Origin of the sequence: Flavobacterium rarum (SeqCode) (genome assembly GCF_965234445.1) — a bacterium.
GTDB lineage: Bacteria > Bacteroidota > Bacteroidia > Flavobacteriales > Flavobacteriaceae > Flavobacterium > Flavobacterium rarum.
Map to the genome: position 1 here is coordinate 172,359 of NZ_OZ248479.1, position 15,650 is coordinate 188,008.

A 15,650-nucleotide genomic window follows, 5' to 3' on the forward strand; every position below is an offset into this window, starting at 1 on the left:
TAATCATTTCGAAATTGAAAACAAAAAACGGAAAACAAATAAATATTTTAATCTATGAAAAAGTCAATTGTAAGTGTTTTTGCCATAGCGATGCTTATGCTAGGGTGCAAAAAAGAAGAGAAAAGTGAAGCTGCTTCAACTGCTTCAGCGGCTGCTACCGTTTATTATAACGGAGACATCATCACCATGGAGGGGAAAACGCCTACTTATGCCGAGGCGGTTGTCGTTAAAGACGGAAAAATACTGTTTGTAGGCAAGGAAGACGAAGCCATGAAGCAAGCAGGAGTTGGTCACGCTATGATTGACCTGAAAGGAAAAACTATGTTGCCTGCATTTTTAGATGCTCATAGTCATTTTATCAATGTGGGTTTTACCGCAGCAGTTGCCAATATTCTTCCACCACCTGATGGTCCTGGGGCGGATTTCAATTCCATTGTCAATACCTTGAACCAATATAAAAATACAGCTGATGGAAAAACGATGATTAAAAAATTTGGTTGGATTTTAGGCAATGGCTACGATGATTCTCAACTAAAAGAAGGAGATCATCCAAAAGCTACTGATTTGGACAAAGTGAGTACTACCGAACCGGTTTTAATTATTCATCAATCAGGACATTTAGGGGTGCTGAACTCCTTTGCGATGAAAATGCTGGGCATCAACAAAAGCACCAAAGATCCTGCTGGTGGAAAATATCGTAGAGCTGCCGATGGTACACCCAATGGCGTACTAGAAGAAGGTGCTTTCTTTTCTGTCCTATTCCCAATTTTAGGGAAAGGAGATGCAGAAGCCAATTCTATGTTTATTGATAAAGCCTTGTTGGAGTATGCTAAAAATGGTTATTTGACAGTACAAGAAGGTAGAGCTACGCTTGAGCAAGTGGCACAATTAGAAGATGGCGCAAAAAGCAATCAATTTTATCTGGATGTAGTATCTTATCCTGATGTGGCTTTGGGTGTTGAAGAAATTATGAAAAGCCCGTACTACAGCACCGCACGTCAGTATCAAAATAAATACCGAATTGGTGGTGTAAAATTAACTTTGGATGGTTCTCCACAAGGTAAAACGGCTTGGCTTTCCCATCCGTATCATATTCCGCCAGCTGGTGAAAAAGCAAGCTATAAAGGTCAAGGCGTAATGACCAACCAACAGGCAGATGATTATGTAGCACTTGCCTTTAAAAATAAATGGCAACTATTGTGTCATACCAATGGTGATGCAGCGATTGATCAATATTTAAAAGCGATTGATGCAGCTGAAAAAAAATACAATTATGACGATCACAGAACGGTACTAATCCACGGTCAAACTTTGCGTAAAGATCAAATTCCGGCATTGGTTCGCCAAAAAGTGATCCCATCCTTATTCCCAATGCACACTTTTTATTGGGGAGATTGGCACGCCGAATCGGTGTTAGGACACCCAAGAGCCGATTATATTTCGCCAATGAGAGATGCTATTGATGCAGGACTTATCACTACTTCGCATCACGATGCACCGGTAACCTTCCCGAATTCAATGCGAGTGTTAGATGCAACGGTAAACCGTGTGACTAGAACTGGGAAAATTTTAGGACCAGATCAAAGAGTCACTCCGTATGAAGGGTTAAAAACCTTGACCGAATGGGCTGCTATCCAGTATTTTGAAGAAAAAACAAAAGGAACCTTAACGGCAGGAAAATTGGCAGATTTTGTGATATTGGATAAAAATCCATTGAAAATAAAATCGTTAGACATAAATAAAACTCAAATATTGGAATCCATCAAAGAGGGAAAAACAGTATTTAAAAAGGAATAAATTTTAGTGCTATGTAATCGCCATTTACCAAAGGTTTGTACTAGTCATCCTGATATTTAGATGGCGATTTCATTGCTGATGCATAACAAGTATACTTAACACCTATGAAAAAACGCTATTTTGTATCCATCTTATTTTTAGTCCTGATTGCCACAGCATGCAACACGGCTAAATCAAAAACAGACAAGGCAACTACTGCCGAAAAATCAGAACCTATGAAAGCAAATCCAATTGATGGTACTTGGGAAGCCAATTATATTATGAACAGTCCCAAAGCTTTTGATGAGTTGTATCCGAAGACAAAGCCGACGATAACCATTGACAGTGGTCAAAATCAAATTAGCGGTGCTTCGGGTTGCAACAGCTTCCGCGGCAAATGTTCGATTGATGGCAATAGGTTGCAAATTGACGAGGCGCTTGCATTGACGCGAAAAATGTGTCCGGATATGGTTGGGGAACAAACCTTTTTGGCAACTTTAAAAAAAGTAAACAGCTATTCCGTGACCAATGAAGGAACAACATTGAACCTGATCATGGGCGATATAGCTGTAATGCGTTTAACCAAAAAATAGACTCAAATGAAAAACAAATAATTTTTTTATAGGAGTAAAATTAGTAAGTATAAAATCAAATAAAAAGCTATATACTATGAGAAATATTGTATGCATTATCATACTACTCTTGGGAGTAGCCTGCCAATCAAATAAGTCTACAAGTAATGATACTGTAAAATATGACTTAGTTGTTTTAAATGTACGAGTAATTGATCCAGAAACCAAAACAGATGCAATCCTGAATATTGGGATTTCGGATGTTCGAATTGCAAAGCTAACTACAAAAGAAATCCAGGGTAGAAAAACAATAGATGGTAAAGGGAAGATTGCTTGTCCCGGGTTTATTGATATGCATACACACTCCCCATTTCCATTAGGTGAATCTTTTCAAGTTCGAGATGGAGCTACTACTCTTTTAGATTTGGAATCAGGTGCTTATCCTTATGAGAAATATGGTTTTCACATTAAAGACTCTGCAAGAGCTAATTTTGGGGCTTCTACCGCTCATGCCTTTGCACGAATAAAAGTAATTGAAGGTAAGGATCAGCCATATATTACCTCTGAAGAATTAGAGGCACTTGTGCCTGGAAAGGCCTTTGTCCAAAAAGCCACACCAGAACAAATAGAACAAATGCGTAAACTAATAGATGAAGATCTTAAAAAAGGAGGAATTGGTATTGGTCTATTGTTAGACTATATGTCGCCAGCCGTTAGCAATGAAGAGCTCCAGATGCTATTTGAAGTAGCAAAGAAAAACAACGTCGTCATCTTTGCTCATAGCAGAAGAGGAATAAATGGTGATATTAAAGGTCTTAAAGAGCTTATAGATTTGTCGTTGAAAACGGGTGGTGCTGTGCACATTTGTCATATCAATGCCAACGCCATGGGAAATGTTGGGAATTGGCTTACCGCAATTGATGCGGCCAATAAAAAAGGGGCTGATATTTCTGCAGAAGTATTTCCTTACACCGCTGGATCTACAAGTATTTCTGCGGATGTTTTTAATAGAGACTGGCAAACTATTTTTAACATTACTTACAAAGATGTACAATGGGCCGAAACTGGCGAATGGTTTACAAAGGAAAGCTGGGAAGATAAGCGAAAAAATGTTCCTAACGGAATGGTTATTCACCATTATATGAAAGATGAGTGGGTAAAAACAGCTCTTAAATACCCGAATATGATAGTGGCCTCGGATGGTATGCCTGCCATCACATTGAAAGTTAAATCAAATCCAAATCTAACCTCTTGTTATACAAGATTATTGACATTTTTTGTAAGAGATGAGAAGACAATTTCTTTAAATGAAGCAATCGCCATGTCGAGCTACTATCCTGCCAAGCGTTTAGAAAGTTTTGCACCCGCTTTTAAAAAGAAAGGAAGGATACAGGAGGGCGCAGATGCTGATGTTTTAATTTTTAATCTTGACAAACTTAAGGTAAATGCTACCTATACAGATCCTTATAAGGCTTCTGCAGGTTGGGACTATATTATCGTGAATGGCCAAATAGCAGTTGAAAACGATAAGCTAACCAATAATAGAGCTGGCAAAAGAATTACCGCAAAATAGACTTTTGCTGTGATGAAGCCATTTCTCATTTAACAAAGCCTGTTTCATAAAAATTCATTTTTTAATATTTGTCTTAGCAATTAAAACATCAGATTATTGCAATAGAAAAGAGCAATTCATTTCAAACTGAAACGCTGTATGAATACATTTTAATTATTTAATGAAGATAGTGCGGTGGCATTGACGTGAAAAATGTATCAGGATATGGTGGGGGAACAAACCTTTTTGGCAACTTTAAAAAAAGTAAACAGCTATTCCGTGACCAATGAAGGAACAACATTGAACCTGATTATGGGCGATATAGCTGTAATGCGTTTAACTAAAAAATAGACTCAAATGAAAAACAAAATCAAATTCCTGTCCTTACTGTTTGCAGTAACAATTTCCTTAAGTTCTTTTTCCCAATCGGGTAATGATGGAAACTGGATTAAAATTGCCGAAAAATTAGTCGCGTTCAAATCCGACAAAGATGTGATTACGCCCACTGGGAATGAAAGAAAGGTGGATAAAATAAAAATTAAGTGCGTTCAAGGGACTTTAAAACTCAAGAAAGTTAGAGTAGAAATGTCTGACGGTCAAAAGAAAGAATACGATGCCAAAGGAGTCGGAGTACTTTCGAAAGGAATGTCTTCGTTGCCTTTTAATTTGCCAGGAAAGAATAATACCCTTAAAAAAATTGAATTGGAATACTATACTGTCGGAGTTATGATGGTGACCAAAAGGGCTAAAGTAGAAATAATGGGGCACGTGATAAAATAATGCGGTAGTTATTTGTAAAAAAATAAAATGCAACACGCTACCCCAACGGGTGAGTAGTTCATTCTCTTGCTGAATTAAAAATAGTTTGGTACTGTTTAAAAAGCTCAAAGACATTCTAGTCTATTTATTGGAATGGGGTGTTTTTGAGTTTTAATTTTTTAATCAAAAATAACAATGAGAAAAGCAATTTTAATAGCACATTTCCTTTTTCTTTCTTGTTTTATGGCTTGGTCTCAACATCAGGATCATTCTAGTCATGAACAAACTTCGACAAAAGGAAGTCATAGACTAACCCTTGGCTTAGGACATACACATGTCTCTGAAGGGAAGATTGACGGTAAAACCAAGTGGTTGGCCTTAGCCTCTTGGAGTTTTAATTATGACTATTGGATCACAAATAAATGGGCCATTGGTTTACAAAATGATTTGGTTTTGGAATCTTTTAAAGTTGAACATGGAGATCAAGAAATTTTAGAAAGAAGTTATCCTTTAGCAGTTGTTCCCGTGGCAATATATAAACCCGGAAAACGTCTCTCCTTAATTGGAGGAGTGGGAGCCGAATTTGCAGATGAAAAAAATTTAGTATTGACAAGATTAGGAATCGAATACGGTTGGCATTTACCAGGCAATTGGGAAGTAGGAGGTGCCGTGGTTTGGGATAATAAGTGGAATTATTATAATTCATGGGGTTTAGGATTTACATTTAGTAAAATTTTGAAAAAGAAGTAAACTTGTAAGTTTTACACTAACCGCTCGTATTTGAAGTTTTTTTGATTTGTTTTGCAAAATAACTTGCTTATTGCTACAAATTCGTATCCCTGTTTGAGGTTGGCTCGGTTTGCCTTTGGCGAAAGCCTTATTAAAAGAGGATTTTTCGGTGAAATGTTCTATAACTTCTACTTCAAAACAAAGTGATTTAGAAATGCAAGGCGTACTCCCGTTTTTGAAGGCATTGCAATCTAAAGCCATCGAACGAAATAGCATTTCGTTTCTAGAATGCAGCAAAATTTCCGACCAAATTGAGAAGCAACGTCAGCGAGGATTTTGTGGGTAAAATGCAAACCTTTTTGATAACTTTAAAAAAAGTAAACAGCTATTCCGTGACCAATGAAGGAACAACATTGAACCTGATCATGGGCGATATAGCTGTAATGTGTTTAACCAAAAAATAAACTCAAAATGAAAAACAAAATCAAACTCCTGTCCTTACTCTTTGCAGTAACAATTTTCCTAACATCTTTTTCCCAATCGAATAATGATGGAAACTGGATTAAAATTGCCGAAAAAACAGTCGGTTTTAAATCAGACAAAGATGTGATTACGCCTTCCGGCAATGAAAAAAAGGTGGATAAAATAAAAATTAAGTGCGTTCAAGGGACTTTAAAACTCAAGAAAGTTAGAGTAGAAATGTCTGACGGTCAAAAGAAAGAATACGATGCCAAAGGAGTTGGAGTACTTTCAAAAGGGATGTCTTCGCTTGCCTTTACCTTGCCAGGCAAAAACAATACCCTCAAGAAAATCGAACTGGAATACGATTCCGTTGGCGCTTTGTTGGTTACCAAAAAAGCAAAAATTGAAGTATTGGGTCGAATCGTTATAAAAAAATAACAGATTCCATTCTAATAAAAGAATTTTAAATAAATGCTGTCTTCAAGAAAAGGCAGCATTTATAATTTAAATCACAGAAAAACACACTTTAGATCTAGCAAGCACATTCAAATTTCAATCCTACCTTATTTCCTAGAGTTCCCTCAGTTGCATATCCATCAAATTTCCACCACTCGATTCCGCCTATTAATTCTTTTACTTTAAATCCTAATTTGGTCATATTCAAAGCGCCTTTTGTAGATGCATTACACCCAATTCCATCACAATAGGTTACATACAAAACTTCTCTATCTAAATGAGCAGTGGTTTCAGGACTCATTTCGCGATGCGGAATATTAATCGCATTTGGAATATGCTCGTCCTCAAATCCAAAAGCTTTTCGGGTATCGAGAGCGGTTACTTTTTCTCCATTGTTCAAAGCATCAAACAAATCCGACGGATCCATTTCGAAGGCTAACTTGCTTTCATAGTATTTTATTTGTGCTTCCATTTATGTAGTTTTTTAGTTTGTTTAATAATCCAAAATTAGGTCAACTAAATTTAGGATAAAAACGAAAAGAATTCATCTATTTCATGAATTCTTTTCATACAAATCCAAGTATAAATTTTGTTCCTTTGTGAAAACAATTCTCAAAAATGGAAATCAGGCATTTAAGATTGATTAAGGCGATTGTTGAAGAAGGCAGCATCACAAAAGCAATTGACAAATTACATTTGACACAATCGGCTTTGAGTCATCAGCTCAAAGAAGCTGAATACCAATTGGGTACACAGCTGTTTTTGAGAACAAACAAAAAACTGGTTCTGACCAAAGCAGGAGAGAAATTATATGAAATTGCAAATGAGATTCTCAACAAACTTTCGGAAACGGAACTCCAAATCAAAGAGATGGTTTTCGGGGAATTTGGTGAAATCCGTATTAGTACCGAATGTTTTTCTAGTTACCATTGGTTGCCTTCGGTTTTAAAGCAATTCCATCATTTGTATCCTAATGTTGAATTGAAAATTGTTACCGAAGCAACCCATTATCCGCTACAAAAACTACTCGATAATGTAATTGACATCGGAATAGTCAGTGACCAAATCAAGGATGACAGAATAAAATATCTGGAGCTTTTTCAGGATGAAGTGGTGATGGCCGTTTCTGAAAATCATCCTTGGGCCAATAAAAAGTATGTGGTTGCCGAAGATTTTGCCAATGAACATTTAATCATTCATTCGCTACCGATGGAAACAGTAACTATTCATCAAATGGTTTTGGCTCCAGCGAAAATAACACCAAAAAAAATAACACCATTACCACTAACCGAAGCCTCCATCGAAATGGTAAAAGCTGACATGGGTATAATGTCAATGGCGAAATGGGCGTTGCAACCTTATTTAAAAAACAGTTCCATCAAAGCTATAAAAATTGGTAAAAACGGACTGAAAAGAAAACATTTCATCGCTATTCGAACTGAAAAAGAATATCCGGACTATTTCAACCATTTTATTGGCTTTTTACAAACCGAAATCAATCTACAATGATCTATTTAATTCGAGATTGCCAAACAAAAGATTTGAATGTAGTAGTACAACTGTGTCAAAAACATGCTGAATATGAAAGAGCCACTTTTAATCCGATTGGAAAAGAAGATGGACTTAAAAACGCCCTGTTTGCTGAGCAACCCAAATTGTTTTGTTTGGTTGTCGAAGTCAATGAAACAATCGTTGGCTATGCCACTTATACTTTTGATTTTTCCACTTGGGACGCTACCACTTTTATGTACATGGATTGTTTGTATCTTGAAGAAGAAACCCGTGGTTTTGGCATTGGAGAAGCTGTAATCGAAGAATTAAAACAAATTGCAGTAGCAAAAAAATGCATTAACATACAATGGCAAACGCCAGAATTCAACGAGCGTGCGATTAAATTCTACCATCGCATTGGTGGAACTGCAAAAGAAAAAGTACGCTTTTTTCTGGATTTATAATTAGATTTTAAAAACACTATGTTAATCCTTATAATTACATAAAATATTTTTTTGCCACAGATTAATAGGATTTAACAAGATTTTTATTTTACATCTGAAATTGATAGCAAAGAAATCTGTGGAAATCTTTATAATCTGTGACAAAAAAACAAAAAAACAAAAAAATGACACAAATAAGCCTATTAGGTTGCGGTTGGTTGGGTTTGCCTTTGGCGAAAGCCTTAATAAAGAATGGTTTTTTGGTGAAAGGTTCCACTACATCCGAAAGTAAACTCGCAATATTAGAAGAATTAGCCATTCAACCCTTTTTGATTGCTCTTTCAGAAGATAAACCAATTGGAGACATTGCTAATTTTCTAGAAAATTCATCCCTTTTAATTATTGATATTCCACCAAAACTACGCGGTACAGAGAAGGAAAACTTTGTTTCCAAGATTAAAAATATAATCCCGTTTGTAGAAAAATCCACGATTGAAAACGTGCTTTTTGTCAGTTCGACTTCTGTTTATGGCGAAGCCAAACAAACCATTTCAGAAAATACCACTCCAAAACCCGAAACCGAAAGCGGCAAACAATTGCTAGAAGTAGAATCGCTTTTGAAAAGTAATCCCAATTTCAAAACCACCATTCTCCGTTTTGGTGGACTCATTGGCGAAGACCGAAATCCAACCAAATTTATGGCGGGAAAAGTGAATATTGAAAACCCAAAAACCCCAATCAACTTTATTCATCAAGAAGATTGCATCGGGATTATCTTAAAAATAATAGCTACCGATTCTTGGAACGAAACTTACAATGGTGTTAGTCCATATCATCCCACAAGAGAAAACTATTATACTCAAAAAGCAAGCGAATTAGGCTTACCTTTGCCTCAATTTGATCACTCAAAACCTTCAGTTGGCAAACTGATTCTAAGTGAAAAAATAGAAGCCGTTTTGGGATATACTTTTATTAAAACCAATTTATAATTTGAAAACAAAAATTCAAACCGCTTTTAAATCGAAAGTTAATGCAATAGGATTGCCCATTTTGGCTTTGTGCTGGGTGAGTTTCTTTTGGGGAACCACTTGGCTGGCTTCCAAAGAAGGTGTCAAACACATGCCCGCTTTACAACTTGCTGGAATTAGACAATTTATTGGAGGTGCTTTATATCTTACCTTTTTCTTGTTCAAGAAAACGCCTTGGCCTAAAGGGAAACAATGGAAAAGCATCATCATACTCAGTCTACTCAACTTTGTTTTAAGCAACGGTCTTAGTACTTGGGGAGTGAAATACATCAGTAGCGGATTAGGCGCTATCATTGGTGCAATGGTTCCTTTGTGGATTGTCTTCATCAGTATTTTTAATGGTGAAAGAATTACCAGACTGGCCGTTTTAGGAATTTTGGTCTGTTTTGGTGGTGTTTGCGTTATTTTTTACGAACATCTTCTTGACTTTTTGCAGCCCGATTTTCAATTTGGCATTATACTTTCGATAGCGGCAACAATTACGTGGGCTTTTGGAACATTATATACCAAGAAAAAAGCGGCTAGTTTCAATCCCTATTTTAGTTTGGGATTACAAATGTTTATTTCCAGTATTTTTCTTTTTGCCTTTGTTGGCGCAACGGGTACAAGCATTCCTATTGCTGCAATTCCTGCGAATTCTTGGTGGTCTATTGCTTATTTGGTGATTATTGGGTCGGTATTAACGTTTATTGCTTTTATTTATGCCTTGCAAAAACTCCCAACCGAATTGAGTAGCGTATATGCGTATGTCAATCCAATTGTTGCCGTAATTTTGGGTTCTTTTATATTTGGAGAACCATTAACTACAGCTGTTGTTTTTGGAGGAATAGTAACCTTAATTGGATTGTACACCATTAATTATGCAATGCGGAAAAAGAAAAATAGCACTGAACCAATAACTGAGATTAGTTAGATTATTGTTTCAAATGAGTGACCATCAAATTGCATTCAAAGAATTTGGAGCGAAATAGTAGGTATTTTTAGAAAATATCGTTCCTGCCATTATTCCTAAACTTGCGAGCCGAACGCCGGCTCACAAGGTTTATCCCTTATGTCAGGGCTAAAAAGGAAGCATAAGGATTTTTTGGAAATAATTAATTGAAATGAGATTTTTATAGCAAACTAAGTAGAATAAAATACCTAAATTAGACGTTTATTTTTCAATAATTTAAACGGTATACTTATGAAATTCAACTATTTTGTTTTAATTCCAACCTTCGTTGGATTATCATTTGTCCACGCGCAACAAAAACAAAACTTTGTTGTTCCCAATGAAAACTTGATTACCGAAAACATAGCCGAAATCCCTAGTGAACTGGCAGGTCAAGTCAAAAAATATTCGGAATCTAGAGGAGCTTCTATAGCTGAAATTCATCCTTTCAAAAACGAAATCATCATTAACACCCGATTTGGATCCACTTCACAATTGCATTTGGTTTCACAACCAATGGGAAACCGAAGACAAATTACTTTTTTTGATGAACCAGTAAGCAGTGCTTCATTCGAACCCACCAAAGGGGACTATTTGATTTATTCTAAAGACATTGGTGGTAACGAATTTGGCCAATTGTATAAATTGGATTTAAAAACGCTACAATCTACCTTACTTACCGATGGAGGAAAATCGCAAAATGGCGGAGTAACTTGGCGCAAAGACGGAAAAGGATTTTACTATTCTTCTACCAAAAGAAACGGTGGAGACAGAGACATTTATTATATGGATCCCAACAATCCTAGTTCAAACCAACTCATTCTGGAGGTAAAAGGTGGTGGCTGGTCCATACAAGACATTTCAGAAAACAACAAACAATTGATTGTAGGTGAAGGGATTTCGGCAAATGAATCGCACCTATGGGCATTGGATTTAGAAACCAACAAACTAACCGAAATTACCGATCGAAAAACAAAAAACATTGTTCAAACCAATGCAGAATACAGCAATACGGACGCAGAAATTTGGTTTATAACTGATCGTGACAACGAATTTAACCGATTGGCAACTTTTGATTTAAAAACAAAAAAAGTCACCTACCACACCACGAAAATTCCTTGGAACGTAGAACGTTATTCCCTTTCTGAAGATAAAAAATCTATTGTTTTTATCACCAATGAAGCGGGAATCAACAAAATGTATCTTATGAATACCGCAGACAAATCGTATTCTGAAGTCAAAAACATTCCTATCGGTCTTATAGGCGGTGCCACTTTTACCAAAGACAATCAAAGCATTTTCTTTGCACAATCTACAGCACAAACGGCATCAGATGTTTACAAATTGAATTTAAAAAACGGTCAAATAGAACAATGGACTACAAGCGAATTGGGCGAAATGCAACAATCGGATATGGCAACTCCAAAATTTATTGAATGGAAAAGCTTTGACAAGTTAACGATATCTGGATTTTATTACCCAGCTTCTTCAAAATTCACTGGAAAAAGACCCGTGATTATTATGATTCACGGTGGCCCAGAAGGGCAATCTTTGGCTTCTTTTTTAGGGTCAAATAATTACTACACCAACGAAATGGGCGTTTCCCTAATTTTTCCAAACGTTCGCGGTTCTTCTGGATTTGGAAAAACCTTTTTGGCAAAAGACAATGGTTTTTTAAGAGAGGATTCTGTTAAAGATATCGGAGCATTGCTAGATTGGATAGCACTTCAACCTGATTTGGATAAAGACAAAATAATGATAATGGGCGGAAGTTATGGCGGTTATATGACACTTGCTACAGCCTATCATTTTGCCGATAAGTTAAAATGTTCGATTGATATTGTGGGTATTTCTCATTTTACTACCTTTTTGAAAAACACCGAAGAATACCGCCGAGATTTACGAAGAGTAGAATATGGAGACGAAAGAGATCCAAAAATGGCGGCTTTTTTCGAAAAAATGGCACCTTTAAACAATACCGATAAGATAAAAAAACCAATGTTTATCATTCAAGGAAAAAATGACCCAAGAGTTCCCGTAACCGAAGCCATTCAAATGCGAGATAAACTAAAGGCACAAGGCAACACAGTTTGGTATTTGGAAGCCAAAGATGAAGGACACGGTTTTAAAAAGAAACCAAATATAGATTTTCAGCGTCTTGCTGTTATCCGATTTATGCAAGAGTATTTGCTGAAGTAAAAACCAAAAAAATCCCATTTGTCTGTAATTGACAAATGGGATTTTAAATTTACTCTCAAAAAAATATTACCAGATTTTAACTCTTTTATCTGGAGCAATATACATTCCTTCCCCAGTTTTTATATCAAAAGCTTGATAAAAAGCGTCTACATTTTGGATTGGCACATAAGCACGATACATTCCCGGGGTATGCGGGTCTGTTTTCACTTGGCTTTTTATAGCTTCATCACGCATTTTGGTTCTCCAAACGGTAGCCCAAGAAATAAAGAAACGTTGTTCTGGAGTATATCCGTCAATTAAACCTGGATTTGGGTTTGATTTTAAGTACAATTGCAAACCATCATAAGCAGCATTTATACCCCCTAAATCACCAATGTTTTCGCCAAGAGTAAATTTACCATCTACATGAATTCCTGGAAGTGGCTCCAAAGCACTGTATTGATCTGCAAGTGCAGTTCCCAAAGCTGTAAATTGTTTCAAATCTTCGGCAGTCCACCAATCAACAAGATTACCATCGGCATTGTAACGAGCCCCTGAATCATCAAACCCATGAGAGATTTCATGGCCGATTACAGCTCCAATTCCACCATAATTCACCGCTTCGTCAGCTTGATAATTGTAAAAAGGAGGTTGCAAAATAGCAGCTGGAAATACAATTTCATTATACGAAGGATTGTAATAGGCATTCACGGTTTGAGGAGACATCCCCCACTCTGTTTTATCGACTGGCTTAGAAAGTTTTTCCAAATCTTCTTTGAAATTCCAACGATTCAAATTTCTGGTGTTTTCAAAAAAGCTACCACCATCTGAAGGACTTTTAATCACTAAAGCCGAATAATCTTTCCATTTATTTGGGTATCCGATTTTAGGATTTATTTTTTTTAATTTTTCAATTGCTTTAATCTTAGTTTCCGGAGACATCCAAGTTAAATTTTCGATACGGTGTTGGTACGCTAAAATTACATTTTGAATCATTTTCTCTGCTTTTGCTTTAGCTTCAGCTGGAAACATTTTTTCAACATATAATTTACCCAACGCTTCACCAATAGATCTGTTTACGTTTTGCAAAGCTCTGTCTTCTCTAGGTCTTTGTTTTAATGCACCCGTTAACGTTTTACCATAAAAATCAAAATTGGCACTTTCAATAGCAGTCGACAATTCTCCTGCCGAAGCATTTAAAAGTGTCCATTTCATATATTCTTTCCAATCTTCCACTTTATTTTCTGTAAAAACAGTCTGTAAAGCTTTCATATATCTTGGTTGCAAAACGATAATAGTGTCTAATTTATTAAATCCTAGATCAGAAAAATAAGAGTTCCATTGTATAGCTGGCGTCATTTTTTGCAAATCGGCAATCGTCATCGGATTGTATTGCAAACGACTGTCTCTTCGTTCTACTCTATCCAATCTTGGATTGGACAAAGCGGTTTCAAGTGTAACAATTTTTGCCGCATTTGCTTTGGATTGTTCAGGTGTTTCTCCAATAAATTGCAACATTCTGGCTACATACAGTTCGTATTTTTCTCGTTTTTCTTTAGAATCTTTGTCTTGTCCTGAATAATAATCTTTGTCAGACAAACCTAATCGAGCAACACCAAGATTTACCGAGTTTTTAGTACTGTTTTTATCGTCTGCTCCAATTTGCAAACCAAAAAAACCAACAGAGATAACAGGCTCCATTTCTACCAAAAGTTTTTGCAGATCCTGAATATTTTTGACCTTTTCTATTTTGGCCAAATACGGTTTCAAAGGTGCAATTCCTTGTTTGTCTCTTGAAACGGTATCTACAATTGATTTAAAAAAGTTAACCGCTTTCCCTTGATCGGTATCTGATTTATAAACCGGATTGTTGGAAGCCTCTTTTAAAATTGTTAACGCGTCTTTATCTGTTTTTTTAATCAATTCATTAAAGCTTCCCCAAGAAGTTCTATCAGCAGGAATTTCGGTTTTGTCAAGCCAAGAACCATTTACAAATCGAAAAAAGTTATCGTTGGGTTTACTATTTTTGTCCATATACGAGACATTAATACCAGGTTCAGCCACTTTTGAAGCTGTTTGCGCCTTGCTTTCTACGACCAAAATCAATGCAGGAATCACAAAAAAAAGACGTTTGGTTAATACATTTTTCATTTTAATTAATAGTTTAGATGTTGTTACAAACATATCAATAATTTTGCTTAAATGTTATAGTATTAAAAAAATACATCTTGTTAAATAATTTAAAAAAGAAACTCCTTTTTGTATTTTTGCATCAAATTAAACTTATGCAAACTATTTTTAAAAAATACAGAGTCTATATTGGCATTGTAATTATTTTTTCTATCATAACTCTTTATTTGTTTTACTCGGCTTTGAAACCCAGTAAAAGCTTGCCTGTATTTAATCCATCTGATGTGAATACCGAATTGGTGGACAGTACCGTACAATATGTGAGCAAATACCATACGATTGCCGATTTCTCTTTTGTAAACCAAAACGGAAAAATCATTACACAAAAAGACTATGAAGGCAAAGTTTATGTAGCCGACTTTTTCTTCACTACTTGTGGTTCTATTTGCCCCAAAATGACCACCAATTTGGTTGATGTTCAAAAAGCGATTAAGAACAATCCAAAGGTAATGTTGCTCTCTCATACCGTTTTCCCTGAAACAGACAGCGTACCTGCTTTAAAAGCCTATGCCAAAAAATATGGTGTCATTGATGGAAAGTGGAATCTGGTTACAGGCGACAAAAAAGAAATTTACACCATGGCCAGAAAATCGTATTTGGCCGTAAAACTGGGAAAACCAGAGCAATTGTATGATATGGTGCATACCGAAAATTTTGTTTTGGTAGACAAAAAGAGACGTGTTCGTGGTTTTTATGACGGTACCAAGAAGGAAGACGTTCAGCGATTAATAGAAGATATTAATTGGCTTTGTGAAAATGACAAAAACTAGTAAAACTGATAAATATCAGCTGTAATTATAATAAAAAATGTATTTTTGCAATCTTAATTCAATCTAAATAAGCTTTGCAAACAACGATACATTCTCTCAAAAAAGGCCAAAAAGGCATTATACTGGATTTTGATATCGATGTTATCCCATTAAAACTATTAGAAATGGGCTGTTTGCCGGGTAATGAAGTGGAATTACTTCAAATTGCTCCCTTTGGAGATCCATTATATCTGAATATAAATGGTTCTCATCTTGCCATTCGTATTGAAACCGCCAAACAAATTGGAGTAGAACTCATTAAAAACATATAATA

Annotated in this window: 16 protein-coding genes; 14 read left to right on the forward strand and 2 right to left on the reverse strand. The window is 35.9% G+C overall.

Features of this window, described 5'->3' with window-relative positions; all coding sequences use genetic code 11:
- The first annotated feature begins 54 nt into the window (after nt 1–54).
- The 7 genes from AC8GF4_RS00675 to AC8GF4_RS00705 all read left to right on the forward strand — a co-directional run bounded on the left by AC8GF4_RS00675 (nt 55) and on the right by AC8GF4_RS00705 (nt 6,288).
- On the forward strand, nt 55–1,797 hold the full coding sequence (locus AC8GF4_RS00675; RefSeq protein WP_506591773.1) for an amidohydrolase: 1,743 nt from the start codon (nt 55–57) through the stop codon (nt 1,795–1,797).
- Between the two features lie 104 nt (nt 1,798–1,901).
- Nucleotides 1,902–2,369, forward strand: coding sequence for an META domain-containing protein (locus AC8GF4_RS00680; RefSeq protein WP_506591775.1), 468 nt, complete (start codon nt 1,902–1,904; stop codon nt 2,367–2,369).
- Nucleotides 2,370–2,445: 76 nt separating this feature from the next.
- Nucleotides 2,446–3,921: an amidohydrolase family protein gene (locus AC8GF4_RS00685; RefSeq protein ID WP_506591777.1), complete on the forward strand. Its 1,476-nt coding sequence runs from the start codon at nt 2,446–2,448 to the stop codon at nt 3,919–3,921.
- A gap of 204 nt (nt 3,922–4,125) precedes the next feature.
- Nucleotides 4,126–4,251, forward strand: a complete 126-nt coding sequence (locus AC8GF4_RS00690; protein ID WP_506591779.1) for a hypothetical protein — start codon at nt 4,126–4,128, stop codon at nt 4,249–4,251.
- Nucleotides 4,252–4,257: 6 nt separating this feature from the next.
- Complete coding sequence (locus AC8GF4_RS00695) at nt 4,258–4,680, forward strand: DUF2541 family protein (protein WP_506591781.1); 423 nt, start codon at nt 4,258–4,260, stop codon at nt 4,678–4,680.
- 174 nt (nt 4,681–4,854) lie between these two features.
- Nucleotides 4,855–5,409, forward strand: coding sequence for a hypothetical protein (locus AC8GF4_RS00700; protein WP_506591783.1), 555 nt, complete (start codon nt 4,855–4,857; stop codon nt 5,407–5,409).
- 450 nt (nt 5,410–5,859) lie between these two features.
- A complete protein-coding gene (locus AC8GF4_RS00705; RefSeq protein ID WP_506591785.1) occupies nt 5,860–6,288 on the forward strand; it encodes a DUF2541 family protein in 429 nt (142 codons plus the stop codon).
- A gap of 94 nt (nt 6,289–6,382) precedes the next feature.
- Here the strand turns inward: AC8GF4_RS00705 and AC8GF4_RS00710 are convergent, their stop codons facing one another.
- On the reverse strand, nt 6,383–6,778 hold the full coding sequence (locus AC8GF4_RS00710) for a rhodanese-like domain-containing protein (protein WP_506591787.1): 396 nt from the start codon (nt 6,776–6,778) through the stop codon (nt 6,383–6,385).
- Between the two features lie 146 nt (nt 6,779–6,924).
- Here AC8GF4_RS00710 and AC8GF4_RS00715 point away from each other — a divergent pair, with 146 nt between their 5' ends.
- From AC8GF4_RS00715 to AC8GF4_RS00735, 5 genes are all read left to right on the forward strand, one after another.
- Nucleotides 6,925–7,815 (forward strand): LysR family transcriptional regulator, encoded by an 891-nt coding sequence (locus tag AC8GF4_RS00715; protein ID WP_506591789.1) that lies wholly within the window; start codon nt 6,925–6,927, stop codon nt 7,813–7,815.
- A complete protein-coding gene (locus tag AC8GF4_RS00720) occupies nt 7,812–8,261 on the forward strand; it encodes a GNAT family N-acetyltransferase (RefSeq protein ID WP_506591791.1) in 450 nt (149 codons plus the stop codon). The genes AC8GF4_RS00715 and AC8GF4_RS00720 overlap by 4 nt, the downstream gene beginning before the upstream one ends.
- A 164-nt stretch (nt 8,262–8,425) precedes the next feature.
- The gene (locus AC8GF4_RS00725; protein WP_506591793.1) at nt 8,426–9,229 is read left to right on the forward strand and encodes a Rossmann-fold NAD(P)-binding domain-containing protein; all 804 of its coding nucleotides are present in this window, start codon (nt 8,426–8,428) and stop codon (nt 9,227–9,229) included.
- Between the two features lies 1 nt (nt 9,230).
- Nucleotides 9,231–10,181, forward strand: a complete 951-nt coding sequence (locus AC8GF4_RS00730) for a DMT family transporter (RefSeq protein ID WP_506591795.1) — start codon at nt 9,231–9,233, stop codon at nt 10,179–10,181.
- A gap of 270 nt (nt 10,182–10,451) precedes the next feature.
- On the forward strand, nt 10,452–12,398 hold the full coding sequence (locus AC8GF4_RS00735) for a S9 family peptidase (protein WP_506591797.1): 1,947 nt from the start codon (nt 10,452–10,454) through the stop codon (nt 12,396–12,398).
- Between the two features lie 66 nt (nt 12,399–12,464).
- Here AC8GF4_RS00735 and AC8GF4_RS00740 read toward each other — a convergent pair whose 3' ends face one another.
- On the reverse strand, nt 12,465–14,528 hold the full coding sequence (locus AC8GF4_RS00740; protein WP_506591799.1) for a M13 family metallopeptidase: 2,064 nt from the start codon (nt 14,526–14,528) through the stop codon (nt 12,465–12,467).
- Nucleotides 14,529–14,662: 134 nt separating this feature from the next.
- Here AC8GF4_RS00740 and AC8GF4_RS00745 point away from each other — a divergent pair, with 134 nt between their 5' ends.
- Both AC8GF4_RS00745 and AC8GF4_RS00750 read left to right on the forward strand, forming a co-directional pair.
- The gene (locus AC8GF4_RS00745) at nt 14,663–15,337 is read left to right on the forward strand and encodes an SCO family protein (RefSeq protein WP_506591801.1); all 675 of its coding nucleotides are present in this window, start codon (nt 14,663–14,665) and stop codon (nt 15,335–15,337) included.
- 74 nt (nt 15,338–15,411) lie between these two features.
- A complete protein-coding gene (locus AC8GF4_RS00750; protein ID WP_506591803.1) occupies nt 15,412–15,648 on the forward strand; it encodes a FeoA family protein in 237 nt (78 codons plus the stop codon).
- The last annotated feature ends 2 nt before the right edge of the window (nt 15,649–15,650 follow it).

What these genes read in the sequence shown, in the direction of transcription:
- AC8GF4_RS00675 (WP_506591773.1), top strand. Translation starts at nt 55, where the DNA reads ATGAAAAAGTCAATTGTAAGTGTTTTTGCCATAGCGATGCTTATGCTA.
- AC8GF4_RS00680 (WP_506591775.1), top strand. Translation starts at nt 1,902, where the DNA reads ATGAAAAAACGCTATTTTGTATCCATCTTATTTTTAGTCCTGATTGCC.
- AC8GF4_RS00685 (WP_506591777.1), top strand. Translation starts at nt 2,446, where the DNA reads ATGAGAAATATTGTATGCATTATCATACTACTCTTGGGAGTAGCCTGC.
- AC8GF4_RS00690 (WP_506591779.1), top strand. Translation starts at nt 4,126, where the DNA reads ATGGTGGGGGAACAAACCTTTTTGGCAACTTTAAAAAAAGTAAACAGC.
- AC8GF4_RS00695 (WP_506591781.1), top strand. Translation starts at nt 4,258, where the DNA reads ATGAAAAACAAAATCAAATTCCTGTCCTTACTGTTTGCAGTAACAATT.
- AC8GF4_RS00700 (WP_506591783.1), top strand. Translation starts at nt 4,855, where the DNA reads ATGAGAAAAGCAATTTTAATAGCACATTTCCTTTTTCTTTCTTGTTTT.
- AC8GF4_RS00705 (WP_506591785.1), top strand. Translation starts at nt 5,860, where the DNA reads ATGAAAAACAAAATCAAACTCCTGTCCTTACTCTTTGCAGTAACAATT.
- AC8GF4_RS00710 (WP_506591787.1), bottom strand. Translation starts at nt 6,778, where the DNA reads ATGGAAGCACAAATAAAATACTATGAAAGCAAGTTAGCCTTCGAAATG.
- AC8GF4_RS00715 (WP_506591789.1), top strand. Translation starts at nt 6,925, where the DNA reads ATGGAAATCAGGCATTTAAGATTGATTAAGGCGATTGTTGAAGAAGGC.
- AC8GF4_RS00720 (WP_506591791.1), top strand. Translation starts at nt 7,812, where the DNA reads ATGATCTATTTAATTCGAGATTGCCAAACAAAAGATTTGAATGTAGTA.
- AC8GF4_RS00725 (WP_506591793.1), top strand. Translation starts at nt 8,426, where the DNA reads ATGACACAAATAAGCCTATTAGGTTGCGGTTGGTTGGGTTTGCCTTTG.
- AC8GF4_RS00735 (WP_506591797.1), top strand. Translation starts at nt 10,452, where the DNA reads ATGAAATTCAACTATTTTGTTTTAATTCCAACCTTCGTTGGATTATCA.
- AC8GF4_RS00740 (WP_506591799.1), bottom strand. Translation starts at nt 14,528, where the DNA reads ATGAAAAATGTATTAACCAAACGTCTTTTTTTTGTGATTCCTGCATTG.
- AC8GF4_RS00745 (WP_506591801.1), top strand. Translation starts at nt 14,663, where the DNA reads ATGCAAACTATTTTTAAAAAATACAGAGTCTATATTGGCATTGTAATT.